The 25,752-nt window shown below is 63.7% G+C and carries 21 protein-coding genes; 12 read left to right on the top strand and 9 right to left on the bottom strand.

Features of this window, described 5'->3' with window-relative positions:
• Positions 1-376: 376 nt before the first annotated feature.
• Positions 377-1,240, top strand: coding sequence for a formyltetrahydrofolate deformylase (gene purU, locus INS93_RS13235; RefSeq protein ID WP_192982638.1), 864 nt, complete (start codon positions 377-379; stop codon positions 1,238-1,240).
• A gap of 261 nt (positions 1,241-1,501) precedes the next feature.
• The gene (fdhA, locus tag INS93_RS13240; protein ID WP_160020018.1) at positions 1,502-2,701 is read left to right on the top strand and encodes a formaldehyde dehydrogenase, glutathione-independent; all 1,200 of its coding nucleotides are present in this window, start codon (positions 1,502-1,504) and stop codon (positions 2,699-2,701) included.
• A 328-nt stretch (positions 2,702-3,029) separates the two neighbouring features.
• Here the strand turns inward: fdhA and INS93_RS13245 are convergent, their stop codons facing one another.
• The 7 genes from INS93_RS13245 to INS93_RS13275 all read right to left on the bottom strand — a co-directional run bounded on the left by INS93_RS13245 (position 3,030) and on the right by INS93_RS13275 (position 10,960).
• On the bottom strand, positions 3,030-4,352 hold the full coding sequence (locus INS93_RS13245) for a sigma-54-dependent transcriptional regulator (RefSeq protein ID WP_192982641.1): 1,323 nt from the start codon (positions 4,350-4,352) through the stop codon (positions 3,030-3,032).
• Entirely contained in the window at positions 4,349-6,217 is a 1,869-nt protein-coding gene (locus INS93_RS13250) for an ATP-binding protein (protein ID WP_192982643.1), read from the bottom strand. Before INS93_RS13250 ends, INS93_RS13245 begins: the two co-directional genes overlap by 4 nt.
• A 108-nt stretch (positions 6,218-6,325) precedes the next feature.
• Positions 6,326-7,060, bottom strand: coding sequence for an amino acid ABC transporter ATP-binding protein (locus INS93_RS13255; RefSeq protein WP_017675811.1), 735 nt, complete (start codon positions 7,058-7,060; stop codon positions 6,326-6,328).
• Entirely contained in the window at positions 7,057-7,725 is a 669-nt protein-coding gene (locus tag INS93_RS13260) for an amino acid ABC transporter permease (protein ID WP_192982646.1), read from the bottom strand. Before INS93_RS13260 ends, INS93_RS13255 begins: the two co-directional genes overlap by 4 nt.
• On the bottom strand, positions 7,722-8,468 hold the full coding sequence (locus INS93_RS13265) for an amino acid ABC transporter permease (RefSeq protein ID WP_079782594.1): 747 nt from the start codon (positions 8,466-8,468) through the stop codon (positions 7,722-7,724). The genes INS93_RS13260 and INS93_RS13265 overlap by 4 nt, the downstream gene beginning before the upstream one ends.
• 406 nt (positions 8,469-8,874) lie before the next feature.
• Positions 8,875-9,783, bottom strand: a complete 909-nt coding sequence (locus INS93_RS13270) for a glutamate/aspartate ABC transporter substrate-binding protein (protein ID WP_192982649.1) — start codon at positions 9,781-9,783, stop codon at positions 8,875-8,877.
• A gap of 283 nt (positions 9,784-10,066) precedes the next feature.
• The gene (locus INS93_RS13275) at positions 10,067-10,960 is read right to left on the bottom strand and encodes an acyltransferase (RefSeq protein WP_192982652.1); all 894 of its coding nucleotides are present in this window, start codon (positions 10,958-10,960) and stop codon (positions 10,067-10,069) included.
• A gap of 162 nt (positions 10,961-11,122) precedes the next feature.
• Here INS93_RS13275 and INS93_RS13280 point away from each other — a divergent pair, with 162 nt between their 5' ends.
• The 6 genes from INS93_RS13280 to creC all read left to right on the top strand — a co-directional run bounded on the left by INS93_RS13280 (position 11,123) and on the right by creC (position 18,042).
• Positions 11,123-12,361 (top strand): HD-GYP domain-containing protein, encoded by a 1,239-nt coding sequence (locus INS93_RS13280; protein WP_192982654.1) that lies wholly within the window; start codon positions 11,123-11,125, stop codon positions 12,359-12,361.
• Positions 12,362-12,449: 88 nt separating this feature from the next.
• Complete coding sequence (locus tag INS93_RS13285; protein WP_192982657.1) at positions 12,450-12,959, top strand: ATP-dependent zinc protease; 510 nt, start codon at positions 12,450-12,452, stop codon at positions 12,957-12,959.
• Positions 12,960-13,121: 162 nt separating this feature from the next.
• Positions 13,122-15,152, top strand: a complete 2,031-nt coding sequence (locus INS93_RS13290; protein ID WP_192982659.1) for a methyl-accepting chemotaxis protein — start codon at positions 13,122-13,124, stop codon at positions 15,150-15,152.
• Between the two features lie 58 nt (positions 15,153-15,210).
• The gene (locus INS93_RS13295) at positions 15,211-15,651 is read left to right on the top strand and encodes a CBS domain-containing protein (RefSeq protein WP_017675802.1); all 441 of its coding nucleotides are present in this window, start codon (positions 15,211-15,213) and stop codon (positions 15,649-15,651) included.
• Positions 15,652-15,933: 282 nt separating this feature from the next.
• Positions 15,934-16,614 (top strand): two-component system response regulator CreB, encoded by a 681-nt coding sequence (creB, locus tag INS93_RS13300; protein ID WP_192982662.1) that lies wholly within the window; start codon positions 15,934-15,936, stop codon positions 16,612-16,614.
• Positions 16,615-16,617: 3 nt separating this feature from the next.
• Complete coding sequence (gene creC / locus INS93_RS13305; RefSeq protein ID WP_192982665.1) at positions 16,618-18,042, top strand: two-component system sensor histidine kinase CreC; 1,425 nt, start codon at positions 16,618-16,620, stop codon at positions 18,040-18,042.
• A 71-nt stretch (positions 18,043-18,113) separates the two neighbouring features.
• Here creC and INS93_RS13310 read toward each other — a convergent pair whose 3' ends face one another.
• Positions 18,114-20,402, bottom strand: a complete 2,289-nt coding sequence (locus INS93_RS13310; RefSeq protein WP_192982667.1) for an ATP-dependent DNA helicase — start codon at positions 20,400-20,402, stop codon at positions 18,114-18,116.
• On the bottom strand, positions 20,399-22,030 hold the full coding sequence (locus INS93_RS13315; protein WP_192982670.1) for a VRR-NUC domain-containing protein: 1,632 nt from the start codon (positions 22,028-22,030) through the stop codon (positions 20,399-20,401). Before INS93_RS13315 ends, INS93_RS13310 begins: the two co-directional genes overlap by 4 nt.
• Positions 22,031-22,278: 248 nt before the next feature.
• Between INS93_RS13315 and INS93_RS13320 the strand changes: the two genes are divergently transcribed.
• From INS93_RS13320 to INS93_RS13335, 4 genes are all read left to right on the top strand, one after another.
• Positions 22,279-22,854, top strand: coding sequence for a phage infection protein (locus INS93_RS13320; RefSeq protein WP_192982673.1), 576 nt, complete (start codon positions 22,279-22,281; stop codon positions 22,852-22,854).
• Positions 22,855-23,033: 179 nt separating this feature from the next.
• Positions 23,034-24,377: a cell envelope integrity protein CreD gene (gene creD, locus INS93_RS13325; RefSeq protein ID WP_192982676.1), complete on the top strand. Its 1,344-nt coding sequence runs from the start codon at positions 23,034-23,036 to the stop codon at positions 24,375-24,377.
• Between the two features lie 48 nt (positions 24,378-24,425).
• Complete coding sequence (locus INS93_RS13330) at positions 24,426-24,728, top strand: hypothetical protein (RefSeq protein ID WP_192982679.1); 303 nt, start codon at positions 24,426-24,428, stop codon at positions 24,726-24,728.
• 144 nt (positions 24,729-24,872) lie between these two features.
• Positions 24,873-25,661, top strand: a complete 789-nt coding sequence (locus INS93_RS13335; protein WP_192982683.1) for a hypothetical protein — start codon at positions 24,873-24,875, stop codon at positions 25,659-25,661.
• Positions 25,662-25,752: the final 91 nt, after the last annotated feature.

Consider the following 25,752-nt stretch of genomic DNA (forward strand, 5'->3'; position numbering starts at 1 on the left):
ACGCGGACAGCCCCCTCTCCCTCCGGGAGACGACTGCATGGATGCAGGAGGTAGGGCGAAGCAGGATGCCAAAGCCGAGGGTTGGAGTGAGGGAAGGGTAGGTCGCTACGCCGCGTGCTTGGCGTCGGTCTCACAAGCAGCCACGAACAGCCCCCTCTCCCGGAGGGAGAGGGGTGAACAGCAATGGAGTTTTTTCGTAGGGTGGACGACGCTTTTTTCGTCCACCGCGGGACTGACGGCAGGATCAGATGTAGCCACGAACGGCTCCCTCTCCCGGGGGAGAGGGGTGAGGGGAAGGCAGACCGCGTTGTGTCGGATAGCCCTCACCCCCGGCCCCTCTCCCAAGGGAGAGGGGTGAAAATCATAGGAGTTTGTTATGAGTCGCACCCCTGACACCTGGATTCTCACCGCCCATTGTCCGAGCGTGCTCGGCACCGTGGACGCGGTGACGCGCTTTCTCTTCGAGCAGCGCTGCTACGTCACCGAGCATCACAGCTTCGATGATCGACTGTCGTCGCGCTTCTTCATTCGCGTCGAGTTCCGCCAGCCGCAGGATTTCGACGAGGCTGCCTTTCGCGCCGGTGTAGCCGAGCGTCTGGCGCCCTTCGGCATGCAGGTAGAGCTGACTCCGCCGGGCTACCGGGCCAAGGTGCTGCTGATGGTGTCCAAGGCCGACCACTGCCTCAACGATCTGCTCTATCGCCAGCGCATCGGTCAGTTGGCCATGGACGTGGTGGCGGTGGTTTCCAACCATCCCGACCTGGAACCGCTGGCGCGTTGGCATGACATTCCCTATCACCATTTCCCGCTCGATCCAGCCGACAAGCCGGCGCAAGAGCGCAAGGTAATGAAGGTGATCGAGGACACCGGTGCGGAGCTGGTGGTGCTCGCCCGCTACATGCAGGTGCTGTCGCCCGAGCTGTGTCGCAAGCTGGACGGCTGGGCGATCAACATTCACCACTCGCTGCTGCCGGGTTTCAAGGGCGCCAAGCCCTACCACCAGGCCTACCAGAAGGGCGTCAAGCTGGTCGGCGCCACGGCGCACTACATCAACAACGACCTCGACGAGGGGCCGATCATCGCCCAGGGCGTAGAGGCGGTGGATCACGCGCATTACCCGGAAGACCTCATCGCCAAGGGCCGCGACATCGAATGCCTGACCCTGGCCCGCGCCGTCGGTTATCACATCGACCGCCGTGTGTTCCTCAACGCCAACCGTACGGTGGTGCTCAACGCCTGAACGCATCGCCAACCCGAATATTGGTGAGCTAAAGCCCACCCTACGGTAACGATGCCACTTGTAGGGTGGGCTTTAGCCCACCAGGCGCAACGAAGAAAGTTATTGGTGGGCTAAAGCGGATCGCCGCTCGGCCCACCCTACGGAATCCGCCCTGCCAGGCTTTACCGGCGGTGACCGGCAACAGACGCAACAAGCTCCAGTGCAAGGCCGCGCGACCCGTCGGTCGCGTCTTGTGTCCACAACAAGAAAGGAGAGTTACGCATGTCTGGTAATCGTGGTGTGGTTTATCTCGGTACGGGCAAGGTCGAAGTACAGAAGATCGACTACCCGAAAATGCAGGACCCGCGCGGCAAGAAGATCGAGCACGGGGTCATCCTCAAAGTCGTTTCCACCAACATCTGCGGCTCCGACCAGCACATGGTGCGTGGCCGTACCACTGCCCAGGTCGGCCTGGTGCTGGGCCACGAGATCACCGGCGAGGTGATCGAGAAGGGCCGCGACGTCGAGCGTTTGCAGATCGGTGATCTGGTGTCCGTGCCCTTCAACGTCGCTTGCGGCCGTTGCCGCTCCTGCAAGGAGCAGCACACCGGCGTGTGCCTGACCGTCAACCCGGCGCGTGCCGGCGGCGCCTACGGCTACGTCGACATGGGCGATTGGACCGGCGGTCAGGCCGAGTACGTGCTGGTGCCTTACGCCGACTTCAACCTGCTCAAGTTGCCGGATCGCGACAAGGCCATGGAGAAGATCCGCGACCTGACCTGCCTATCCGACATCCTGCCCACCGGCTACCACGGCGCGGTCACTGCGGGCGTTGGCCCGGGCTCCACCGTTTACGTCGCGGGGGCCGGCCCGGTCGGTTTGGCCGCTGCCGCTTCGGCTCGGCTGCTGGGTGCTGCCGTCGTCATCGTCGGTGACGTCAACCCAACGCGCCTGGCGCATGCCAAGGCCCAGGGATTCGAAATCGCCGACCTGTCCAAGGACACGCCGTTGCATGAACAGATCGCCGATCTGCTGGGCGAGCCGGAAGTGGATTGCGCGGTCGATGCCGTGGGCTTCGAAGCGCGTGGCCATGGCCATGCGGGCGCTCAGCAGGAGGCGCCGGCCACTGTGCTCAACTCGCTGATGGGGGTCGTGCGTGTAGCCGGCAAGATCGGCATCCCCGGCCTCTACGTCACCGAGGATCCGGGCGCGGTGGATGCCGCGGCGAAGATCGGCTCCTTAAGCATTCGCTTCGGCCTCGGTTGGGCCAAGTCGCACAGCTTCCACACCGGTCAGACGCCGGTGATGAAGTACAACCGCGCGCTGATGCAGGCGATCATGTGGGATCGCATCAACATCGCTGAAGTGGTCGGTGTGCAGGTCATCAGCCTGGACGATGCGCCGCGTGGCTACGGCGAGTTCGATGCCGGCGTGCCGAAGAAATTCGTCATCGATCCGCACAAGAGCTTCAGCGCGGCGTGATGGCGTAGCCCGGATGCAATTCGGGAGGGAGTAACACGCGTTGTCCCGGATTGCATCCGGGCTACGTGGGGTGGTGCTGCGCATGGCGCCACCCAGCTGTTTTCACGGCCAAGGCGCATAGGCCTGCGCCTTCCTTTGGGAGCCTATGAGCTGATGCTGGTCAGATAAGTTTTTATTACCCTCTCTTACGTGCAGTAGAAGGGGCGTTTTTGTAGGAGCCAGCTTGCTGGCGATGCTTTTTATGGCGAATCGCCGGCAAGCCGGCTCCTACAAAGATCCAGGGCAACGGCTTAACTGACAGGCATTAGCCTGCGGGCTCCTTTTTTAATTATTGCAGCCCGTATTTTTTCACCTTGTCGAACAGCGTGGTCTTGGCCAGGCCGAGTGCCTGTGCCGCCTGGCTGAGGTTGCCGGCGTGGCGCTCCAGCGCGCCGGCCAGCAGGTTGCGTTCGAAGGCTTCCACGGCTTCGTTGAAGCCCAGCGCGTTGCTGTCGGCCAGGCCGCTTTTCTTGAACACGGGCAGGCCGAGGGCGAAGCGCTCGGCAACGTTACGCAGTTCGCGCACGTTGCCCGGCCAGTCGTGGGCGGTCAGCGCCGCCAGGGTGTGTCGATCCAGCTCCGGCACGCCGCGGTCGAAGCGCAGCGCCGCCAGTTGCAGGAAGTGTTCGAACAGCAAGGCGATGTCCTCACGCCGCTCGCGTAGCGGTGGCAGCTCCAGGGTCACCACGTTGAGGCGGTAATACAGGTCACTGCGAAACTCGCCGCGCTTGCCCAGCTCGCCGAGATCCGCCTTGGTCGCGGCGATCACCCGACAGTCGACCCTGATCGACTGGTTCGAGCCAAGCCGCTCCAGGCTGTGCTCCTGCAGCACGCGCAGCAGCTTGATCTGCAGGTTGATCGGCATGCTCTCGATCTCGTCGAGGAACAGGCTGCCGCCGTCGGCGTGCTCGATCTTGCCGATGCGGCGCTTGCCGGCGCCGGTGAAGGCATGCGCTTCGTGACCGAAAATCTCGCTCTCGAACAGGCTTTCCGGCAGGCCGCCGCAATTGAGCGCGACGAACTGCTTGTGCTGGCGTCGGCTGAAGTCGTGCAGGCAGCGGGCGATCAGCTCCTTGCCGGTGCCGGTCTCACCCTCGATCAGCACGTTGGCGTTGGTGTCGGCGACGTTGGCGATCAGTTCGCGCAACTGCTGTATGGCTGGCGAGCGGCCGATGATGCGCTGCTCCAGCGCCTGGCGCCCGGCCAACTGGCGGCGAAGGGCGCTGACCTCGCGGGCCAGGCTGCGCTGCTCCAGAGCGCGGCGGGCGACGTCTACCAGGCGCTCGGGGGAGAAAGGTTTTTCGACGAAGTCATAGGCGCCGTCGCGCATCGCGCTGACCGCCATACCGATATCGCCGTGGCCGGTGATCAGCACCACCGGCAGGCTCGGGTCACGCTGCTTGAGGCGGGTGAGCAGTTCCAGGCCATCGATACCGGGCAGGCGAATGTCACTGACGACGATGCCGGCGAAGTCCGCGTCGACCTGCGCCAGCGCTTCTTCGGCGCTGCTAACGCCGATGCTGGGGATATCTTCCAGCGCCAGGGCCTGCTGGCAGCCGAGCAGCACATGGGGATCGTCTTCGACGATCAGGACGGTCAGGCGGTCGCTCATGCTTGTGGCTCTCGCGGGTAGGGCAGGCTGAGGACGAAGGCGGTGCCGCCCTCTTCGGGGTGGCGCACGCTGAGGCTGCCGCCGGCAGCGGCGGCGAGGCTGGCGGAAAGAGTCAAGCCGAGGCCCAGGCCCAGCTCGCCGGGTTTGGTGGTGAAGAAGGGCTCGAACAGGTGCGCGCGGGCTTCCGGAGCGATGCCGGGGCCATTGTCGCGCACTTCCAACTGATAATGCCCGGCCTCGCTGGCGCCGCTCAGCCAGATCTGCCTGTCGGTCTGTGGCTGCAGGGCATCGAGGGCGTTGCTGATCAGGTTGACCAGAATCTGCTCCAGGCGAATCTGCTCGATGTTCAGGCGCGTCTCGGTGAACGCGTGGTGGATCTGTACACGGGTGCGCTGCAGGCGCGGGTGCAACAGCAGCAGCGCGGCGTCCACTGCCTGTTGCAGCGAAGCCTCGCCCTGGTCGCCGGTACGACGGGCGAAGGCGCGCAGGCTGGCGGTGATCTTGCCCATGCGATCGACCAGCTCGGCGATGTTCTGCAGGTTGCTGCTGGCGACATCCAGCGCGCCGCGCTGGAGAAAGCGCACTGCATTGGCGGACAGGGTGCGCAGCGCTGCCAGCGGCTGGTTCAGTTCGTGGGCGATGCTGGTGGACATCTGCCCGATCACCGCCAGCTTGCCGGCCTGCACCAGTTCGTCCTGGGCCTGGCGCAGGGTGGTCTCGGCCTGCTGGCGTTCACGCACCTCGGCTTGCAGGCGTTCATTACTGGCCTGCAGGTCGGCGGTGCGTTCGGTGATCTTGCGTTCCAGTTCGTCGTTGGCTGCCTGCAATGCCTCGCGAGCAGCCAAACGCGTGGCGATGACCTTGCGCCGCTCGTTCCAGGCGATCAGCAGAAAGGCCAGCAGAGCCGCCGCCACGGCCGCCAGCATGCCGTGGCTCATGGCCGCGCTGCGTTGCTCCTGAAGTGGGCTGAGCAGTGTCAGGTGCCACGGCGTATCTTCCAGACGACGCGTCTGCAGCAGGTAGTTGGCGGGCGTGCCGGCGGTGGCGAAGCTGACCTGTTCGATGCCTTCGTCCAGAGGCGAACGGTTGAATAGCTGCAGTTCTTCCAGCGCCGCCCAGTGATATTGCAGGCTGCGCGCCAGGCGCTCCTTGGTGGCTTCGTCGAGCGGGCGTACGGACTTCAGGCGCACCATCGGATCACTGGCGAGGATGATGATGCCGTTCTCGTCGCTGACGTAGGCTTCCAGCAGCGCGCGTTGCCAGCGCTCTTCGAGGGTGTCGAGGCGCACCTTGACCACCGCCACGCCGATGATGCGATTGCCCTCGCGCAGGCCATGGGCCAGGTAGTAACCAGGCTCACCGGTGGTGCTGCCGATGCCGTAGAAGCGGCCGGGGCGGCCTTTGATGGCGTCCTGGTAGTAGGCACGGAACGACAGGTCCTCACCGAGGTAGCTGTCGGCCTCGTCCCAGTTGCTGGTGGCGATCACCCGGCCGTCCGGGTCGAGCACGTAGATGGCCAGGCTGCCGCTACGTTCGTTGAGGCCCTGCAGGTACATGTTGACGTGATGACGGCGATAGGCCGTAGGCGCCAGCAGCAGGCGCGAGACGTTGCCTTCCAGTTCCAGCAGGCTGGGCAGGTAGGTGTATTTGGTGATTTCGCTTTCCACCGCGCGGGCGTTGAGTTCCAGCTGGCGCTCGCCGTCTTCGGCCAGCGCGCGGATGCCGGCACGGTCGCTGATGTGATAGGCGGCGTAGCCGCAGCCGAGCACCAGCAGCAGGAACAGCAGAATCAGCGACAGGTGACGGATCAGGCGCGGTTTCACGGTCAGATCGGCGCGAGTAAGGGCGGGCAGGCATTGCATCATAGTCCTCCCCAGACTGGCCAGATATGTGGATGTGTAGCCCGGATGCAATCCGGGAAGCCGTGAACGGTCATCCCCGGATTGCATCCGGGCTACGTCAGGCGCGACAGGTCAGTGCTGAAGGATTTTCGCCAGAAACTGCTGGGCGCGCTCGGAGCGGGCGTTGATGTCGCCGAAGAACTCCTCCTTCGGGCAATCCTCGACGATCTGCCCAGCGTCCATGAAGATCACCCGGTCGGCGACCTTGCGTGCGAAGCCCATCTCGTGGGTCACGCACATCATGGTCATGCCTTCCTGGGCCAGTTGCACCATCACATCCAGCACCTCGTTGACCATCTCCGGGTCGAGCGCCGAGGTCGGCTCGTCGAACAACATCACCACCGGGTCCATGGCCAGGGCACGGGCAATGGCCACGCGCTGTTGCTGGCCACCGGAGAGCTGACCAGGATGCTTGTGCGCATGGGCAGCCAGACCGACACGATCGAGCAGGGCCAGCCCCTTCTTGGTGGCTTCCTCCTTGCTGCGGCCGAGCACCTTGATCTGCGCGATGGTCAGGTTCTCGGTGATGGTCAGGTGCGGGAACAGCTCGAAATGCTGGAACACCATGCCGACGCGCGAGCGTAGCTTGGGCAGGTTGGTCTTCTTGTCGGCGATGGAGGTGCCGTCGACGTTGATGTCACCCTTCTGGAACGGCTCCAGCGCGTTGACGCACTTGATCAGTGTCGACTTGCCCGAGCCGGACGGCCCGCACACCACAACCACTTCGCCCTTCTTCACCTCGGTGCTGCAATCGGTCAGCACCTGGAAGTCCCCGTACCACTTGTTGACGTTCTGGATGGAAATCATACGGCTAACCTTTTTTGCAGAAGCTTGACCAGGCGCGAGGCGGCGAAGCTGATGGTGAAGTAGACCAGGCCGGCGAAGATCAGGAACTCATGGGGCTGGCCAATGATGTCGCCACGCGAACGAGCGGCGTTGAGGAAGTCCATCAGGCCCACGGTGTACACCAGCGAGGTGTCCTGAAAGAGGATGATGCTCTGCTGCAGCAGCAGCGGCGTCATCTTGCGGAAGGCCTGCGGCAGGATGATCAGGCGCATGCTCTGGCCGTAGCTCATGCCGAGCGCCTGGGAGGCACCCATCTGACCCTTGGGAATGGCCTGGATACCGGCACGCACGATCTCGCAGAAGTACGCGGCCTCGAACATCACGAAGGCCACCAGGCACGAGCTGAACGCACCTATCGGGGTATCTTCGCCGGTGATCCAGCGCAGGATGAACGGCACCGCGAAGTAGAACCAGGTGATCACCAGCAGCAGCGGGATCGAGCGGAAGTAGTTGACGTAGGTGGCAGCGATATTCGCCAGCAGCTTGTTGTGCGACAAGCGCATCAGGGCCAGCAGAGTGCCAAGTGCCACCCCGCCAATGATGCCCAGGGCCATCAGTTGCAGGGTCATCGCCATGCCATCCCACAGGCCTGGCAGGGCGGGGATGATTTCGCTGAAATCCATCATTTACCCCCTACGGAGATCAGGCCAGGCACGGCAACTTTCTTCTCGATCATGCGCATGATCATCATCAGACTCATGTTCAGGGTGAAGTAGATCAGCGTGGCCAGGGTGAAGGCTTCGAACAGGTTGGCGCTGAATTCGGCGGTCTGCTTGGTCTGTGCCAGCAGCTCCATCAGGCCGATCAGCGACGCCACCGAGGAGTTCTTGAAGATGTTGAGAAACTCGCTGGTGAGCGGCGGAATGATGATGCGGTAGGCCTGCGGCAGCAGCACGTTGCGGTAGATCTGCGGCAGGCGAAAACCCATGGCGTAGGCTGCGGCGGTCTGGCCCTTGGGCAGCGCCTCGATGCCGGTGCGTACCTGTTCGCAGACCCGCGCGGCGGTAAACAGGCCGAGGCACACCACCACCGAGAGGTAGGCCGAGGTGGCAGGGTTGAGGTCCTGCTTGAACCACAGCTCCAGCGGCTCGGGTAGCAGGTCCGGCACCAGGAAGTACCAGAGGAACAGCTGCACCAGCAGCGGCACGTTGCGGAAAATTTCCACGTACGCAGTGGCCAGGCCGGACAGCCAGCGGTTTGGCAGGGTACGCATCACGCCGAGCAGAGAGCCCAGCGCCAGGGCGATGATCCAGCCGGCCAGGGCGATGGCGATGGTCCAGCCCAGACCGGTGATGAACCAGTCCAGGTAGGTCTCGCTGCCAATGCCGGTGGACTTGAAGTAGATGCCCCAGTCCCAGTTGTAATTCATTGCAGATTCCCTCTTGTGAGGAAACGATCTGCTGCGCGTCGGCTCTGCTGCGTTAAAAGCAGATTCGGAAGTCGCTTGCGACTAACGCACTTCAGTGCGGCCCCGAAGGGGCGAACGAAGTGAGTCATGCTCATGTGCTACAGCACACTCCGCTTCCTCATCTGTTTTACTCGCTGGCGCTCGCCCTTCGGGCCAGCCTTTGGCTGTTACTCCCGTTGGTCGTTGCGCCTTGCATAGCTCTAGCTCGCGAGATCGTGGATATGTTTCTACTTTGACGAAGGCAAGAGTTGCCCGTATCCGCCTGGGCGGACGGTCTCGGCTTCGTCAGGAATTAGGTTGGGGAAGCCGCTGGCTTCCCCGGAGTCCCCGCGCCGTCACGCCTTGTGAGCGTTGCGGCGCATCACCGTCAGATCTGTTCTGCAGACTTGTCGGTCGGGTTGGCGATCAGCTTCTTCAGCTCGTCGCTCATGGGGAAATTCAGGTTCAGACCCTTCGGCGGCACCGGCTGGAGGAACCATTTGGCGTAGATGTCGTTGATCTCGCCGGAGGCGAAGGTGTCGCTGATGGCCTTGTCGACCACTTGCTTGAAGCCAGCGTCACCCTTGCGCACCATGCAGCCGTAGATCTCGAAGGATTGCGGGGTGCCGACCACGGCCCAGTCGTCCGGCTTCTTGGCCTTGGCCATTTCGCCGGCGAGCAGGGCGTCGTCCATCATGAAGGCGACGGCGCGGTTGGATTCGAGCATCAGGAAGGACTCGCCGTGATCCTTGGCGGAAATCACGTTCATGCCCATCTTCTTCTCGGCATTCATCGACTTGATCAGGCGCTCGGAGGTGGTACCGGCGGTGGTCACCACGTTCTTGCCCTTGAGGTCTTCGAAATCGTTGATGCCGCTGGTCTTCTTGGCCAGCAGGCGGGTGCCCACCTCGAAGATGCCGACGGAGAAGTCGACCTGCTGCTGACGTTCGATGTTGTTGGTGGTGGAGCCGCACTCCAGGTCGACGGTGCCGTTCTGCACCAGCGGGATGCGGGTCTGCGAAGTGACCAGGTTGTAGCGTACCTTCAGGTCCGGCATGCCCAGTTCCTGCTTGATCGCCTCGACCACTTGCAGCTGCAGGTCATGAGAGTAGCCGATCGGCTGGCGCGAGTTGTCGCCGAAGTAGGAGAAGGGAATGGACGAGTCGCGGTGGCCCAGGGTGATGGTGCCGCTGTCCTTGATTTTCTTCAGGGTGCCGGTCAGTTCCGCAGCGGTCACCGGGATGGAAAGGACGGCGGCGGCAATGGCCACGCTCAGTACACGGTGGAAGGTACGCATGAATCGAGTCCTCGATGTTGTTGTTGTGATGGCGCGGTACGCCACTTTGCTCAGGGAAGGTCTATCGCATTCCTGAGGAGGACGGAGCAGGATATGTGCCAGTGCCTGTTAATCAAGTAACTGCTTGAATTTAAAGGTTTTTATTTTTATTCGATGACGTAATGCGTTCGGCTTGGCGAATAAGTCGGGGTGGCTCGTTCGGAAAGCCGAACGACAGGGCGTCGAGGGGCTGCTGAGGTCGCGCGCACCAATGGCTTTGGAAGATCGGTGCGCACGGCGCACCCTACGATGTGTCGCGCTCGCGCAGGCGCTCGATACGGGCATCCTTGTCCCGCCACAGCTGGCTCACCCACTCCTGCAGGTACTGGCGGAATTCGGCGTCGTTCTCGTAATCGCCCTGGTACAGCGCCGGGTCCAGTTCGAGGGTCTGGATATCGATGATCACCTTCGGCACCTGGCCGCTGAGTAAGGCCCAGAAGCCCGGAACCTGCTGGCCGGGATACACCAGCGTCACGTCCAACACGGCATCGATCTGCTCGCCGAGGGTGGCGAGGACGAACGCTACGCCGCCGGCCTTGGGCTTGAGCAGGTAGCGGTAGGGCGACTGCTGCTGGGCCTGCTTGGCCGGCGTGAATCGGGTGCCTTCCAGGTAGTTGACCACGGTCACCGGCAGGCGCTTGAACTTCTCGCAAGCGGCCTTGGTGATCTCCAGATCCTTGCCCTTCATATGCGGGTTCTTGTCCAGAAATGCCTTGGAGTAGCGCTTCATGAAGGGGTAATCGAGCGCCCAGAACGCCAGGCCGAGGAAGGGCACCCAGATCAGTTGCTGCTTGAGGAAGAACTTGAAGTAGGGCGTTCTGCGGTTGAACGCCTGCACCAGGGCGGGAATGTCGACCCAGGATTGGTGATTGCTGATCACCAGGTAGGAGCGGTCTCTGCGCAGCTCCGCATTGCCGCGAATGTCCCAGTGCGTCGGTGTCAGCAGGGCGAAGATGCGTTTGCAGTTCTCTGCCCAGAATTCGGCCACCCACATCACCCCTCGCGAACAGGTATCGCGGGCGCTTTGCCCGGGCAAGACGAACTTGGCCAGGGCGATCAGCAGCAGTGGGCCGATCAGGGTCAGGGTATTGGCGAGCAGCAGGACGATGTTGGCGAGGCCGGTCAGCAGAGGGCGCATGTCGACTCCATGGCGTGCAGTGAGCGGCCATCTTATGCAAGCCCGGCATTTTGCTCAAAGCATCACCCACTGGCCTATTGCCAGGTCAGCGTCTATAAACCAATGATCGTCACCAAGGGACATCCCGCCCACGGAAGGCGCTTCAACCTGCCGGTATGCATCATGCTCAAACGGATCGCCGTCGCTGATCTACGCGTCGGAATGTTCATCCAGGAGTTCTGTGGTTCCTGGATGGATCATCCCTTCTGGAAGTCCAAGTTTGTCCTCAACTCCGAAAAAGACCTCGCTCGTATTCGCGACAGTGCGATCACCGAGTTGTGGATCGACGTCAGCAAGGGCGCCGATGTCGCCGTTGGTGTGAGAGCCGCGACAGAGGCCGAGGTCCAGTGCGAAGCCGAGGCGCGGTTGCTCGCCGCTATCGAGCCGCCCAAGGTCAAGATGCTGTCGATGGAGCAGGAACTGGAGCAGGCCGTGAAGCTCTGCGCGCGCTCCAAGCAGGCGGTGATGGACATGTTCAGCGATGCGCGCATGGGCCAGGCGCTGCAGTTCGAGCAGGCCGAATCACTGGTCGAGGAAATTTCGGAGTCGGTGATGCGCCACCCCAACGCCCTGATCAGCCTGGCGCGGCTCAAGCACAGCAATGAATACACCTACATGCACTCGGTCGCCGTGTGTGCGCTGATGATCGCTCTGGCGCGCCAGCTCGGTCTGCCCGAAGCGGCCGTGCGCGAGGCCGGGCTGGCCGGTTTGCTGCACGATATCGGCAAGATGGCCGTACCGCAGGAGCTGCTGGACAAGCCCGGCAAGCTCACCGACAACGAGTTCGCCAAGGTGCGCAAGCATCCGGAGGAGGGTGGCGGCATTCTGATCGCCAGCAAGCAGGTCAGTGCGTTGGTCCTTGATGTGTGCCTGCATCACCACGAGAAGGTCGATGGCAGCGGTTATCCACACCGTCTGCAGGGCGAGCAGATTAGCCTGATGGCGAAGATGGGCGCGGTCTGCGACGTGTACGATGCCATCACGTCCAACCGTCCGTACAAGCAGGGCTGGGACCCGGCCGAGTCGATCCGCAAGATGGCCGAGTGGAAGGGGCATTTCGACGAGCTGGTGTTCCAGTCCTTCGTCAAGACCGTCGGCATTTACCCGGTCGGCGCGCTGGTGCGTTTGCAGAGTGGACGCCTGGCGGTAGTCATGGAGCAGAATCCCAAGGCGCTGCTGGCGCCCAGAGTCAAGGTGTTCTTCTCGGCCAAGTCGCGTTTGCCGTTGCCGCAGAGCGTTGTCGATCTGAGCAAGATCACCGATCAGGACCGCATCGTCGGCCGTGAGTCGGCTGAAGACTGGGGTTTCGAGCGGCTTGACGAGCTGTGGAGTGGGATGGATCTGGAGGGGCGCGGACGCTAGTTTGCAGCACGTTGTAACGCTTTCAGAGGGAACATGCCGGGTGCAGGGCAGTCCTAGGTTCGGTCACCGCAAACGAGAGGACTCAACCTTGAAATACGCTCTGCTCCTGCTGGCCGCCGCCATCAGTCTGCCGACCATGGCCGATGAACAACCGGACCTTTACGGCCGCTACGAACTGATCAAGCTCCCTGCTCTGGGCCAGACCCTCAAGGCCAAAATGGATACCGGCGCGATGACTGCCTCGCTGTCGGCCAAGGACATCGAACCCTTCAAGCGCGACGGCGAAGACTGGGTACGCTTCCGCCTGGCTGTCGATGGCGCCGAAGATACGATTTACGAACACCCGCTGGTGCGCATCGCCGAGATCAAGAAGCGCGCCGAAGAGGGTGACGCCGAGATCAAGGAAGTCGCCTACTCGCAGCGCCCGGTGATCGAGATGCCGATCTGCCTGGGCGAAGAAGAGCGCACCATCGAGGTCAACCTGACGGATCGCAGCACCTTCAGCTATCCGTTGCTGATCGGTGCCAGCGCCATGCGCGATCTTGGTGCAGCGGTGGACCCGGCCGAGCGATATACCCGCGATCGTCCCCAATGCTGAGTTAATTGTCGCATTTCGGAAAAGGCTGATAGTCATTGGCCATTACACTCGTCGAGAGTGCCCAGTATCGACTTCCTTGCCCCAAGGGGCGGCGGGCCTGCTTTTTGCTATATGCAATTCTTTGCCAGGCCTGTAGGCCCTTTAGGTCGTTGAGGTGTCGCTATGACGGGAGTACTCAAGCCGGGTGTACGGCTTCTGCAGCGTTTCAGTTTTGCCCACAAGTTTCAGCTGGTGTTCCTGTTGTTCGCGCTTCCGCTCGGTTACGCGCTGTGGATCATCAGCAGTGACTACCAGTCACGCCTGCAGTCCATTGATTTCGAGGTGGAAGGCGCGCAAGCATTGGAACGCATGGCGCAGGTGCAGCATGAGCTGATTGCCCAGCGCACCCTGCTGGCGCGTTGGAAGGGCACCGAGAATGCTGCGCAGGGGCTGCTGCAGCAGCGCGAGGCCAAGCTCGACGAGGCCCTGCAGCAGGCTGCTGAACCGCTGCAGAGCGACCTGATCAGCGATCAGGCGCGCGAGCATTTCCAGGCCCTGCAGGGCGAACGCGATGGTTTGCGAGCTGCAGGGCTGACCAAGGTTGCCCTGCCCGATGCGCTGGAACGCTACCAGAAGGCACTTTTGTCGCTGATCGCCTTGCGTGAGCAGGTGGCGACGGACAGTACCCTGATTCTCGATCCACGCCTCGACACCTACCTGATGATGGAGCAGATCACCTACATCATGCCGCGACTGCTCGAGCAGCTCGGCACCTTTGCCGCTCAGGGCCATGGCGCTGTGGTCTCCCAGCATTTCACCCTGCAGAGCCGGGTGCTGATCCGCGATCTGCGCCGCAGCCTGGACGAGCAACGGGCGCAACTGGTCAAGGCGCAGATCACCCTGTCGCGCGAGGCGCCGCAGGCCATGCGCCAACTGAGCGCGCCCTTTGACGCCTCGCTCAAGGCGTTCGACGACTTCCTCACCCAGATCGACCGCGACATGTTCGAGGCCAGCCCCATGGCGCTCACGCCCGAGCAGTTCGTGCAGCGTGTCGAAACGCTGGAAACCCAGCTGCAGGGCCTGCAGCAAGCGCTCTATCAGCAGTTCACCGCCAGCCTCGGCCATTACCGGCAGCAGGCGCTGCACTCGATGATCGAGGTGATCGGCGCCTTCAGCGTGCTGACCCTGCTGGCGATGTACGTGCTGATGTGCCTGAACGCCTCGATCCGCATCAGCACCAGCAACATCATCGAGGCCGCGCGTAGTTTGCGTGACGGCGACCTGCGCGTGCGCATGGAGGTCAACGGTCGTGACGACCTGGCCGCCATCGCCCAGGCGCTGAATACCGCAGTCGAACAGATGCGCGACTCGCTGCAAGGCGTCAACCGCGAAAGCCAGCAACTGGACAGCACGGTGCAACTGCTCGGTGGCCAGGCGCGTGATGCTCTGGATGCCGTCGAGCAGCAGCAGGCGCAGATGAGTCAGATCGCCACCGCGGCAACGCAGATGGCCGCCACCGCACAGAGCGTGGCGCAAAGCTGCGAGCAGGCCGCAGTGGAAGCGCAGCAGACCCGTGAAGTGGCGCTGAGCAGCAACCAGCGCAGTGAGCGCACCAGCGCCAGCATGCGCCATCTCAGCAGCCGTCTCGGTGACAGCGCTGCAGCGTTGCAGCAACTGCGCGATCAGACCCAGCAGATCAACCGTGTGGTCGAGGTGATCAAGGGTATTGCCGAGCAGACCAACCTGCTGGCGCTCAATGCCGCTATCGAGGCGGCGCGCGCGGGTGAGGCTGGTCGAGGCTTCGCCGTGGTCGCCGACGAAGTGCGCTCGCTGTCCAAGCGCACCCAGGACTCGACCCAGGAAATCGCCCAGACCGTGGACAACCTGCAGCGCGTGGTTGGTCAGTCGGTCACTCTGATGGAAGAAGCCTGCAGCCAGGCCGACGGCGATATCGGCAGCGTGCTGGCCATGGGCGATGAACTGCAGAACATCGTCGACTCGGTGCAGCGCGTCAGCGACCGCCTGGCGCAGATCGCCACGGCTGCCGAGCAGCAGGCGGCCACCGCCGATGAGGTCAGTGGCAATATCCAGCAGGTCGATCAGGCCGCCGGACAACTACTCGATGGCGCCCAGGCCGTGAGCAGCGCCGCCGAGCAACTGCGCAGAGGCAGCGAAGGGCTGGCGCAGAATACTGGACGATTCAGCCTCCAGTGAGGCTGACCGCGGCGGCCAACTCTGCTAAAAACGGATAACAACAAAAGGAGTCGCCAGCATGAAAACCGCCGCAGAAGTTCTTCGCAATAAAGCCCATGCCTACGTTTACAGCGTCGACCGTGAGGATTCGCTGCTCGACGGTTTGCGTGTGCTGGCCGAAAAGGGTGTCGGGGCACTGGTGGTGCTCTCCGGCGGGCGCCTGGTAGGCATCGTCAGCGAGCGTGACTACGTGCGCAAGGTAGCGCTGGCCGAGCGTTCGCTGCTCAACACCAAGATCAGTGAAATCATGACCAGCGACGTCATCAGCGTCGGTCCACGTGACAGCGTGCAGTACTGCATGGAGCTGATGACCGAGCGCCGTCTGCGTCACCTGCCGGTGCTGGCCGAGGGCGAGTTGATCGGCCTGCTGTCCATCGGTGACCTGGTCAAGGAAACCATTGCCGAACAGGCCGACCTGATCCGTCAGCTGGAGCAGTACATCCGCGGTGAGATTCCCTGAGCGCGTAGCCCGGATGCAATCCGGGGAACGAATGGCACGATTTCCCGGATTGCATCCGGGCTACGGGTGAGCGAAACCTCGTGGGAGGCGCTTTCGGCTCTGGCGTCCTGCTTCGTTCTACCTCCTGCATCCATGCAGTCGCAGCGGCGCTTGTCACGTAGGGCGGGTGTAACCCGCCAACCACCTTTGACGGCTTGCCCCAGTCCTACGCTATCGCCCGCTTGACGCATGATCCGGCCCCCGGCAGTCTGCCGCCGTTGCCCCACAGGTGCAGGACGCCCGATGCCGCAGATACTCATAGTCGAAGATGAAGCCGCGATTGCCGATACGCTGGTCTATGCCCTGCAGGCCGAAGGCTTCGCCACGCAGTGGTCGAGCCTGGGTGGCGAGGCGCTGACGCTGCTGGAAAACGGCACCTTCGACCTGGCCATTCTCGATGTCGGCCTACCCGATATCAGCGGCTTCGAGGTGTGCAAGCGCCTGCGCCGTTTCTCCGAGCTGCCGGTGATCTTCCTCACTGCCCGCAGCGAGGAGATCGACCGTGTGGTTGGCCTGGAAATCGGCGCCGACGACTACGTGGTCAAGCCTTTCAGCCCGCGCGAAGTCGCGGCCAGGGTCAAGGCCATCCTCAAGCGCGTGGCGCCGCGTGAAGCACCAGCAGCCAGCGCGCCGAGCGTTTTCCAGATCGATGATGCCGCCTTTCGCATTCACTACCATGGCCAGGCCCTGAGCCTGACCCGCCACGAATTTCGCCTGCTGCGCACGCTGCTCGGTCAGCCATGCCGGGTCTATTCGCGCGAGCAATTGCTCGATGCCCTCGGCGTGGCCAGCGAGGCCGGCTACGAGCGCAACATCGACAGCCATATCAAGAGCGTACGCGCCAAACTGCGCGCCATCGCCCCGAGCGAAGAGCCGATCCAGACCCATCGCGGCCTGGGCTACAGTTTCGAGCCGGAGGCCTGAGTCATGCCACTTGGCGTGCGCATCTTCCTCGTCTACTTCCTCTTCGTTGGCCTGGCCGGCTGGTTCGTGCTGAGCACGGTGATGGACGAGATTCGCCCCGGCGTGCGCCAGAGCACCGAGGAAACCCTGGTCGATACCGCCAACCTGCTGGCCGAGATATTGCGCGACGAGGTCAAGGCCGGCACCCTCGGCCAAGGCCGTCTGCACCAAGCGCTGGAAGCCTATGGCCGGCGCCAGCCGCAGGCGAGCATCTGGGGGCTGACCAAGGCCGAGGTCAACCACCGCATCTATGTCACCGACGACAAGGGCATCGTCCTGCTCGACTCCACCGGCCTGGCGGTCGGCCAGGATTATTCGCGCTGGAACGATGTGCTGCTGACCCTGCGCGGCCAGTACGGCGCGCGCTCGACCCGTGAAGACCCGGAAGATCCTGACTCCTCGGTGATGTACGTCGCCGCGCCGATCAGGGATGGCGAGCAGATCATCGGCGTGGTCTCGGTGGCCAAACCCAACCGCACCCTGCAGCCCTATATCGAGCGCTCGCAAACGCGCCTTGGCTGGCTCGGCGCAGGGCTGATCGGCCTCGGCCTGTTGATCGGCGCGGGGCTGTCCTGGTGGCTCAGCGCGGCGCTGGGCAAGCTCACTCGCTACGCCCAGGCCGTCAGCGAGGGCCAACGCGCCGAGATGCCCACTGTGCGTGGCGGCGAACTGGGTCAGTTGGCCAAGGCGGTGGAGCGCATGCGCACCGAGCTGGAGGGCAAGGCCTACGTCGAGCGCTACGTGCACACCCTGACCCACGAGCTGAAAAGCCCGCTGGCGGCCATCCGTGGCGCCGCCGAACTGCTTGACGGCGACATGCCGGCCGAGCAGCGCCAGCGTTTCGTGGCCAATATCCAGCAGGAAAGCGCGCGCCTGCAGAACCTTATCGAACGCCTGCTGCACCTGGCACAGGTGGAGCAACGCCAGGGTCTGGAGGAGCGCGTGCCGGTGCCTTTGGCGCCATTGGTGGAGGAACTGCTGCAGGCTCAACAGGCGCGTATCACCGCCGCCAACCTGCAGATCGAACAGGTTGTGCCAGCAGGCCTCAGCCTGCGCGGCGAGCGCTTCCTGCTGCGCCAGGCACTGGCCAACATGCTGGACAACGCCCTGGACTTCACTCCGCCCGGCGGGCATATCCGCATCGCCGCCGAGCGCGATGGCGAGCGCATCGCGCTGCGCCTGTTCAACCAGGGCGAAGCCATCCCCGACTACGCGCTGGCGCGCCTGACCGAACGCTTCTACTCCCTACCGCGCCCCAACGGCGGCCGCAAGAGCACCGGCCTGGGCCTGAACTTCGTCCAGGAAGTGGCCGAGCTGCATGGTGGTGAGTTGCGCATCGGCAATATCGAGGGCGGCGTGGAAGTCATACTGCAGTTGCCGGGCGCCTGATTCGGTGCGCGCAGCGCATCCTGCAAAAGCGCCGCCATTCCCGTAGGGTGCGCCGCGCGCACCGCGCTTTTTCAGCTTTCCAGCAAGGGCAGCGTGACGGGCAAGCGCAGCAGCTCCACCTGCCACCAGGTCGGCAGCAGGCGGCGGACTTCCGGGCGGGCGAAGCGGTCGTCGATCAGGTAGAGCACGCCCTGGTCTTCCGGGGTGCGGATCACTCGGCCGGCGGCCTGCACCACTTTCTGCAAGCCGGGGTAGAGGTAGGTGTAGTCGTAGCCATTGCCGAACAGGGCGTCCATGCGCTGGCGGATTTCTTCATTGATCGGGTTGAGTTGGGCCAGGCCGAGGGTGGCGACGAAGGCGCCGATCAGGCGTTCGCCGGGCAGGTCGACGCCCTCGCCGAACACACCGCCAAGCACGGCGAAGCCGATGCCGCGCCCGCCGATCTGGAAGCGTTCGATAAAGCCCTGGCGCGCCGCCTCGTCCATCTGCCGTGATTGCGTCCATAGCGGGATCTGCGGGTGATCACGGCGCAGCTGTTGCAGCACCTGTTCCAGGTACTGATAGCTGCTGAAGAAGGCCAGGTAGTTGCCGGGGCGTTCGGCGTACTGGCGCGCCATCAATTGGCAGATCGGTGCCAGCGACGCGTCGCGGTGCTGGTAGCGGGTCGACAGGTTGCGCACTACCTGCACGTGCAGTTGCTCGGCGCTGAACGGCGAGGCGACGTCCAGGCACTGGGTCTCTTCCGGTAGGCCGAGCAGGTCGAGGTAGTAGTGGCTGGGGCTGAGGGTGGCGGAGAACAGCGTGGCGCTGTGGGCGTCTTCGAAGCGCGGGCCGAGGAAGGGTGCAGGCAGGATATTGCGGATGCACAGGGTCGAGTAGCTGCGGCCATTGCCGGCCTCGACGCGGTTGATGTCGAACAGCGAGTGCGAGCCGAAGCTTTCCGCCAGGCGGCAGAACAGCATTGCATCGAGATAGAAGCTGAGCAGTTCGCCGGCATTGCCCTCCGGCTGGTCGGTGAGCAGGTCGGTGATGGCGCTAACGGCTTTGCCCAGCGCGGCCAGCAGCAAGTCCGGCGCCAGCGGGTAGACCTGATAGGGCACCTCTTGCTCGCGGTGCAGCTGATCCCAGTGGCGGTCGACCCGTTCCAGCACGCTCTTCAGTCGCTTCGGCGCGTCGCGGCACAGGGCCTTGAAGCGCGCCTGATCCAGCTCGGCGCTGTACATGCCGCGCCCGCGCTCCACCAGATTGTGCGCCTCGTCCACCAGCAGGCAGATGCGCCACTGGTTGATCTGGGTCAGGCTGTGCAGCAGGGCGCCGAGGTCGAAGTAGTAGTTGTAGTCGCACACCACCACGTCGCTCCAACGGCACAGCTCCTGGCTCAGGTAGTAGGGGCATACGCCGTGGGCGATGGCGATGTTGCGCACGGCCTTCTGATCCAGCCAGCGCTCCTTCAGCGCCGCGCTGCGTGCCGCCGGCAGACGGTCGTAGAAGCCCTTGGCCAACGGACAGGAGTCGCCATGGCAGGCTTTGCTCGGGTGTTCACAGGCCTTGTCACGGGCCACGTGTTCGAGCACGCGCAGCGGTGTGTCCGGCTCGTGCAGGCGCTGCAGGGCATCCAGTGCCAGGCGTCGGCCGGGTGTCTTGGCGCTCAAGAAAAACAGGCGGTCGAGCTGCTGGCCGGGCATGGCCTTGAGCTGCGGGAACAGGGTGCCGAGGGTCTTGCCGATGCCGGTGGTGGCCTGTGCCAGCAGGTAGTGGCCGTCGCGCGCGGCGCGGTACACCGCTTCGGCCAGTTGCCGTTGGCCATGGCGAAACTCGTCATAGGGGAAGCTGAGAGTGTCTAGCGCCTGGTTACGCGCATGCTGGTGGGCCTGTTCCTGGCGCGCCCAGTGGATGTAACGGCGGCAGTGCAGGGCGAAGAACTCGCCCAGTGAGGCGGCGCTATGGCGCTCGCGGAACACCGTTTCCTGTTGGGTCATGACGTTGAAGTAGACCACCGCCAGATCCAGTTCCTCGAAGCCCAGTTCCTGGCACAGCAGCCAGCCGTAGATCTTGACCTGCGCCCAGTGCAGCAAACGGTGGTTGGCGGGGATGCGTGAGATGTCGCCGCGATGGGTCTTGATCTCTTCCAGCAGGCGAAACTCGGGGTCGAAGCCATCGGCGCGGCCACTGACCGTCAGTCCCTCGAACGCGCCGATCAGCGGCAGCTCGGAGACGTAATCCGGGCCGCGCCGGGCCACCACCGTGGCGTGCCCGGCCATGCCTTCGGCGGCAGTGGGCGAGGGGGTGAAGCGCAGGTCGAGGTCACCTTCCTTGGCGGTGAACTCGCACAGCTCGCGCACGGCGATGCGCAGGCTCAATCGCTCCACTCCACGTAGCAGACGCTGACCGGCATGCCGTGCTCGGCGCAGAAGGCCAGCCAGCGTTTCTGGTTGTCCTGCAGGCGGTCACCGGGGCCTTTTACCTCGATCATTCGGTAGCGCCCCTCGGCCGGCCAGAACTGGATCAGGTCGGGCATGCCGGCACGGTTCTCGCGGATGTCGGCCAGCAGGCGGCGGAACCAGGCGGCCAGGTGCGCCGGCGGCAGGCAGACCAGCGCCTGTTCCAGGCGCTCGGCGCCGAGCAGCTCCCAGAACACGAAGGGCGACTGGATACCGAACTTCTCGGCGTGGGTGCGACGCATGGCCTCGATGTAACTTCCATCCTCCAGGCGCGCCAGGCAGGCGGCGAACAGCTCGCTACGGCGTGTATGGAAATCGGCGCGGTGCAGGTCCACCGGACCGGTGTGGAAGGGGTGGAAGAAGGCGCCGGGCAGCGGGGCGAAAATCGCCTCCCAGCAGAGCAGGCCGAACAGCCCACAGATCAGCGTGTTCTCCACGTAATGCACCGGCGCGTCCGGCTCGGCCAGGTGCATGGCCACGGCCAGCTCGACGCTGGCGGCGCGCGGCAGGCGCAGGTCGAGGCGATCCTCGATGAGTTTCGCCACCTTGGCCGCCGGCGGCAGGCCGAGGCGTTTGCTCAGTCGTGTGCGTGCTCGCTCGGCCAGTTGCGCTTCTTCGGCATTATGCGGCGCTGCAATTACCTGTTCGGCCAGCGCCAGGGCTTCGGCATCCTGACCCAGACGCTCCAGCACGCGGATCTGCCGTTGCCGCGAGCCCACCGCGCGGGTGTCGCGGTACAGCGCAAGCGCCGAGTCCAGCTCGCCAGTGCGCTCTAGATGCTGCGCCAGTTGCAGCAGCAGGCGCTGGTGGCGTTCGCCGATGTGGGCGCTGTCGCTGCTGAAATCGCCGAGCTGCTGCAGTACCTCGTTTACCGCCATGCCGGCCTCGAAAGCCTCGCGGCAGGCGCGCAAGTGCAAGTAGTCGTCGACGTCCTGGCGGTGGCGAAAACCGCGCGAACCTGGGGTGATCGGCACCTGCTCGTAGCGGAATATCCCCAGGTCGGCGAGTACGAATTCCGACCAGTCCTGCGCCAGGTTGCCGAAGAACATCAGGCGCAGGCGGTCGCACAGCGGCCCGATGGCCAGGCTCAGCAGGCGCTCGTCCAACTGCGGGCACCAGTCGGCCAGGCTGCGCGGCTCTGTGTGTCGCTCGCGCAGATGGTCGAGCACTGCGCTTTTCTTCAGGTTGCCGCCTGGCAGGTCGCTGGCGAAATGTGCGGCCAGCTCGTCCTTGAGCAGCAGGGTGCCGAGTTCGTCGAAGCTCAGTGCGGCGCAGTCGATCAGCCAGCCCAGTTCCAGCAAGGGAGCGGCAGCGGTCGGAATATCGCCGATCTCGGCATAGCGCAGTTTGCTGACACGAAAGTGCACGCCTTTGCGCATCACCAGGCGCACCAGCAGCGCCTGGGCTGGCAGTGACAACTGGGGGAAATCCGCTACGAAAGCGCGCTCGGCGTCATCCATCAGGTCGCGGTGATGGGTATCGAGCCAGGCGAGGGCCTTGCGGAAGTTGGCCAGGTAATAGAGTTCGGGGGCGTCGAGGCTGAGCATGGTGCGAAGTTTTACTGGTTTTTTATACAGATGCCAGTGCCGTTCACCCGCTGCCGTGCCGAATAGGACTGAAGGCGAGGACGGCGCTGGGCTACTGTTCGTGGCAACTATCTGTCTGATCGATAAGCGATTTCTCAGGTATCGATGGCGTCGATTGTCACTATCCCGAGATGTGCCTTTTGCCGTTCTGGGGCGTGCGTAACATGGCAACCGTAGCCAGTTAATCACCCCCTCTCAGGAGAACGAACATGAAAAAGCAAATCCTCGCCAGCTTCGTTATCGCCGCCCTGTCCGCCAGTGCTTTCGCCCTGCCGCAGATCAACGCTCAACAGTCCGCAGCCCCTGTAGTCGCTGAAGGTGGCGCTGACCGCGTAGGCCTGAACCGTGTCGCCGAAGGTGGTGCTGACCGCGTGGGCCTGAACCGTGTAGCCGAAGGTGGTGCTGACCGCGTGGGCCTGAACCGTGTAGCCGAAGGTGGTGCTGACCGCGTGGGCCTGGACCGTGTAGCCGAAGGTGGCGCTGACCGCGTAGGCCTGAACCGTGTAGCCGAAGGTGGTGCTGACCGCGTGGGCCTGAACCGTGTAGCCGAAGGTGGTGCCGACCGCGTGGGGCTGAACCGCGTAGCCGAAGGTGGCGCTGACCGCGTAGGCCTGAACCGCGTAGCTGAAGGTGGTGCTGACCGCGTTGGCCTGAACCGTGTAGCTGAAGGTGGCGCTGATCGTGTTGGCCTGAACCGCGTAGCCGAAGGTGGTGCTGACCGCGTGGGCCTGAACCGCGTAGCCGAAGATGGTGCCGACCGCGTAGGTGCCGGCCGTATCAGCTGATCCGGATATCCATCACGCGGGAGCAGTCTCATGCCGCATTGCAGTTAGAAAGGGCGCCCTGAATCGGCGCCCTTTCTCTTTCACCCATTCTCCACACAATCTCCACGCTCGCCCCATACGCCTCCCACCGCCGTTGCCCAGACTCTGCCGTACCTTCACTCGCTACGGAGAGCCGTACCATGAGCCGTTCCCTGGGCTTCAAGCTGGGCGCCATCGCCCTGCTGATTCTGCTGCTGATGATTCCCCTGCTGATGATCGATGGCCTGGTCGACGAGCGCCAAGGCCTGCGCCATGAGGTGCTGCAGGATATCGCGCGCAGTTCCAGCTACCGCCAGCAGATCACCGGGCCGATCCTGGTGCTGCCCTATATCAAGACCACCCACGAGTGGAAGACCAACGAGAAGACTGGCGAGCGCTACAGCGAAGAGCGTCAGCGGCGTGGTCGCCTGTACTTCCTGCCGGAGCGCTTCGTGCTCGAAGGGACAGTTGGCACCGAGCTGCGTGCCCGTGGCATCTACGAGGCGCGCCTGTACCGCAGCGACAGTCAGGTCAGCGGCCAATTCCGCCTGCCGGCGCGCCTGGGACTGGGTGACGAGCTGGGCTTCTACCGCTTCGAGAAACCCTTCCTCTCGGTCGGTATCAGCGATATCCGCGGCATCAGCAACGACCTGCAACTGCGCCTCAATGGCCAGACCCTGAGCTTCGCGCCAGGCAGTGCTGACGATAACTTCGGCGCCGGCGTGCATGCACCGATCCCGGCCCTGGATGCGCAGGGCGGGCAAACCCTCGAGTTCGCCTTCGACCTCAAGCTGCAGGGCACCGAGCAGCTCTCGGTGGTGCCGGTCGGGCGCGATAGCCGGGTCAAGCTGAGCTCCGACTGGCCGCATCCGAGCTTTGTCGGTGAATACCTGCCGAGCCGCCGCGAGATCAGCGCTGCAGGCTTTATCGCCGAGTGGCAGACCAGTTTCTTCGCCACCAACCTGGAAGAAGCATTGCGCGACTGCGTAGGCGGTGATCGTTGCCAGGGGCTGTTCGGCCGCAACTTCGGGGTGAGTTTCGTCGACCCGGTGGATCAGTACCTGAAGACCGACCGTGCGATCAAATATGCGCTGCTGTTCATCGCCCTGACCTTCGCCACCTTCTTCCTCTTCGAGGTGCTCAAGCGCCTGGCCGTGCACCCGGTGCAGTACGCCTTGGTCGGCCTGTCGCTGGCGCTGTTCTACCTGCTGCTCTTGTCGCTCTCCGAGCATCTGGAGTTCGCCCTGGCCTACGGCCTGTCCGCCAGCGCCTGCGTCGGCCTGATCGGCTTCTACGTCAGCTTCGTGTTGCACAGCTGGCGGCGTGGCATGGGCTTCGGCGCCTTGCTGGCAGCCCTGTACGCCATGCTCTACGGCCTGCTCAACGCCGAGGACTACGCCCTGCTGATGGGCTCGCTGCTGGTGTTCGGCGTACTCGGCAGCGTGATGGTACTGACCCGGAAACTGGACTGGTACGGCGTCGCCCGCAGCGCTCCGCAAGCCTGAACCTGATCGGCGCGGTGCAGGCCGCGCCCTGTCTCTGGAGGGAATCCCATGCGTCTTCTCATGCAGTTTTCCGCCTGCCTGGGCCTCGGCCTGGTGGTGGCGGTGATGATCCTCATCGGCCTGATGTTCTGCGGCTGGTTCAACCTGATCGACGGCCTGCTGCTGACTGGCAAACCGCTGGCAAGTCTGAGTCTGATGGTGCTGCCAGAGAGCCTCTGGAGTGCTCTGACCGGCATACAGGACGCGGCGCAAAACAGCACGCTGCGCTCTTTCCTGTCGCTGTGTGCGGCGCTGGGTCAGGTCGGCCTGCTGCTCGCGCTGGGCTTCATGCGCCTGTGGTATCGGGCATGAGTGGGCATGTCGGTTTGCGCGAGGAGGCGCGCGCCGGGCATCTCTTGGCGCTGCGTATCGCCTGGTTGTTTCGCGATGTTCATCATGGGCAGTGGGCGGGCAGCCGCGTAGACTCGCGGTTCGTTGAACGGGAGTGCTTCAAGGATGAAAAAGAGACTGACCACCGCGCTTGGTTGTCTGCTGTTGGCGAGCCTGGCACAGGCCGATGATTGTCGGCAGCAGTTGCCCACCTGGATCGAGATTGCCCACCCGGGCCATACAGCCAGTCAGGTGCTCGAGGATGAGCGCGGGCGCTATCGGGTGGATGCCGAACAGAGCATTTGCAAGGTCTGGCCGGCGCGGCCTGAGCTGACCCTGATCGCGATGCCACTGGTGCGCGCAGAGCACGAAAGTCATGGCGAGACGGATCTTGAAGTGCTGCTGCTCGATAGCGTCAAGCACCATGTCGTGGCACGGCTGGTGGAGCCCAATCGGCTGGACTGGGATGCGATCTACGTGACCAGGTTGGCCTTCGATACCGCGCCTTATCGTCTGCGTGGAGATGATCTGGCTTTTGGTCTGCGAATCTCGCGCGAGAACAGTTCGCGGGCAAATCCCTTCAGTGAAACGCAGCTGCATCTGTATGAGCTGGAGGCACAGCGCCTTCGACCGCTGCTCGGGGAGTTGCCGGTCGCGCTGTCATGGGGCGAGTGGGATACCAATTGCACGGGAGAGTTCAGCGAAACCAAGGGGGTGGTCATCATCACCGAGCGTATCGGTAACGAGGGCTATCGCGATCTGTGGCTCAAGGACACCCGTGTCGAACGACGCATGGCGCTGGTCGATGGTCAATGCCAGACCGTCGAAGAGAGCACGCACCGCTACCAGTTGCCCATCGAGTACGACGAGGAGCGCTATCTGCTGCCGATCGAACTGGCCTCCGACCCGCTCTGAAGGCCCGTAGCCCGGGTGCAGTCCGAGAACAGCGCAACAGACCATCCCCGGATTGCATCCGGGCTACAACGCTGAGCGCCAGGTGAGCGCC

It is taken from the genome of Pseudomonas sp. EggHat1 (assembly GCF_014892995.1).
GTDB classification, from domain to species: domain Bacteria; phylum Pseudomonadota; class Gammaproteobacteria; order Pseudomonadales; family Pseudomonadaceae; genus Aquipseudomonas; species Aquipseudomonas chaetocerotis.

Bases quoted from the DNA above. Each gene is read 5' to 3' on its own strand.
- purU (WP_192982638.1), top strand. From the start codon at position 377: ATGAGTCGCACCCCTGACACCTGGATTCTCACCGCCCATTGTCCGAGC.
- fdhA (WP_160020018.1), top strand. From the start codon at position 1,502: ATGTCTGGTAATCGTGGTGTGGTTTATCTCGGTACGGGCAAGGTCGAA.
- INS93_RS13245 (WP_192982641.1), bottom strand. From the start codon at position 4,352: ATGAGCGACCGCCTGACCGTCCTGATCGTCGAAGACGATCCCCATGTG.
- INS93_RS13250 (WP_192982643.1), bottom strand. From the start codon at position 6,217: ATGATGCAATGCCTGCCCGCCCTTACTCGCGCCGATCTGACCGTGAAA.
- INS93_RS13255 (WP_017675811.1), bottom strand. From the start codon at position 7,060: ATGATTTCCATCCAGAACGTCAACAAGTGGTACGGGGACTTCCAGGTG.
- INS93_RS13260 (WP_192982646.1), bottom strand. From the start codon at position 7,725: ATGATGGATTTCAGCGAAATCATCCCCGCCCTGCCAGGCCTGTGGGAT.
- INS93_RS13265 (WP_079782594.1), bottom strand. From the start codon at position 8,468: ATGAATTACAACTGGGACTGGGGCATCTACTTCAAGTCCACCGGCATT.
- INS93_RS13270 (WP_192982649.1), bottom strand. From the start codon at position 9,783: ATGCGTACCTTCCACCGTGTACTGAGCGTGGCCATTGCCGCCGCCGTC.
- INS93_RS13275 (WP_192982652.1), bottom strand. From the start codon at position 10,960: ATGCGCCCTCTGCTGACCGGCCTCGCCAACATCGTCCTGCTGCTCGCC.
- INS93_RS13280 (WP_192982654.1), top strand. From the start codon at position 11,123: ATGCTCAAACGGATCGCCGTCGCTGATCTACGCGTCGGAATGTTCATC.
- INS93_RS13290 (WP_192982659.1), top strand. From the start codon at position 13,122: ATGACGGGAGTACTCAAGCCGGGTGTACGGCTTCTGCAGCGTTTCAGT.
- INS93_RS13295 (WP_017675802.1), top strand. From the start codon at position 15,211: ATGAAAACCGCCGCAGAAGTTCTTCGCAATAAAGCCCATGCCTACGTT.
- creB (WP_192982662.1), top strand. From the start codon at position 15,934: ATGCCGCAGATACTCATAGTCGAAGATGAAGCCGCGATTGCCGATACG.
- creC (WP_192982665.1), top strand. From the start codon at position 16,618: ATGCCACTTGGCGTGCGCATCTTCCTCGTCTACTTCCTCTTCGTTGGC.
- INS93_RS13315 (WP_192982670.1), bottom strand. From the start codon at position 22,030: ATGCTCAGCCTCGACGCCCCCGAACTCTATTACCTGGCCAACTTCCGC.
- INS93_RS13320 (WP_192982673.1), top strand. From the start codon at position 22,279: ATGAAAAAGCAAATCCTCGCCAGCTTCGTTATCGCCGCCCTGTCCGCC.
- creD (WP_192982676.1), top strand. From the start codon at position 23,034: ATGAGCCGTTCCCTGGGCTTCAAGCTGGGCGCCATCGCCCTGCTGATT.
- INS93_RS13330 (WP_192982679.1), top strand. From the start codon at position 24,426: ATGCGTCTTCTCATGCAGTTTTCCGCCTGCCTGGGCCTCGGCCTGGTG.
- INS93_RS13335 (WP_192982683.1), top strand. From the start codon at position 24,873: ATGAAAAAGAGACTGACCACCGCGCTTGGTTGTCTGCTGTTGGCGAGC.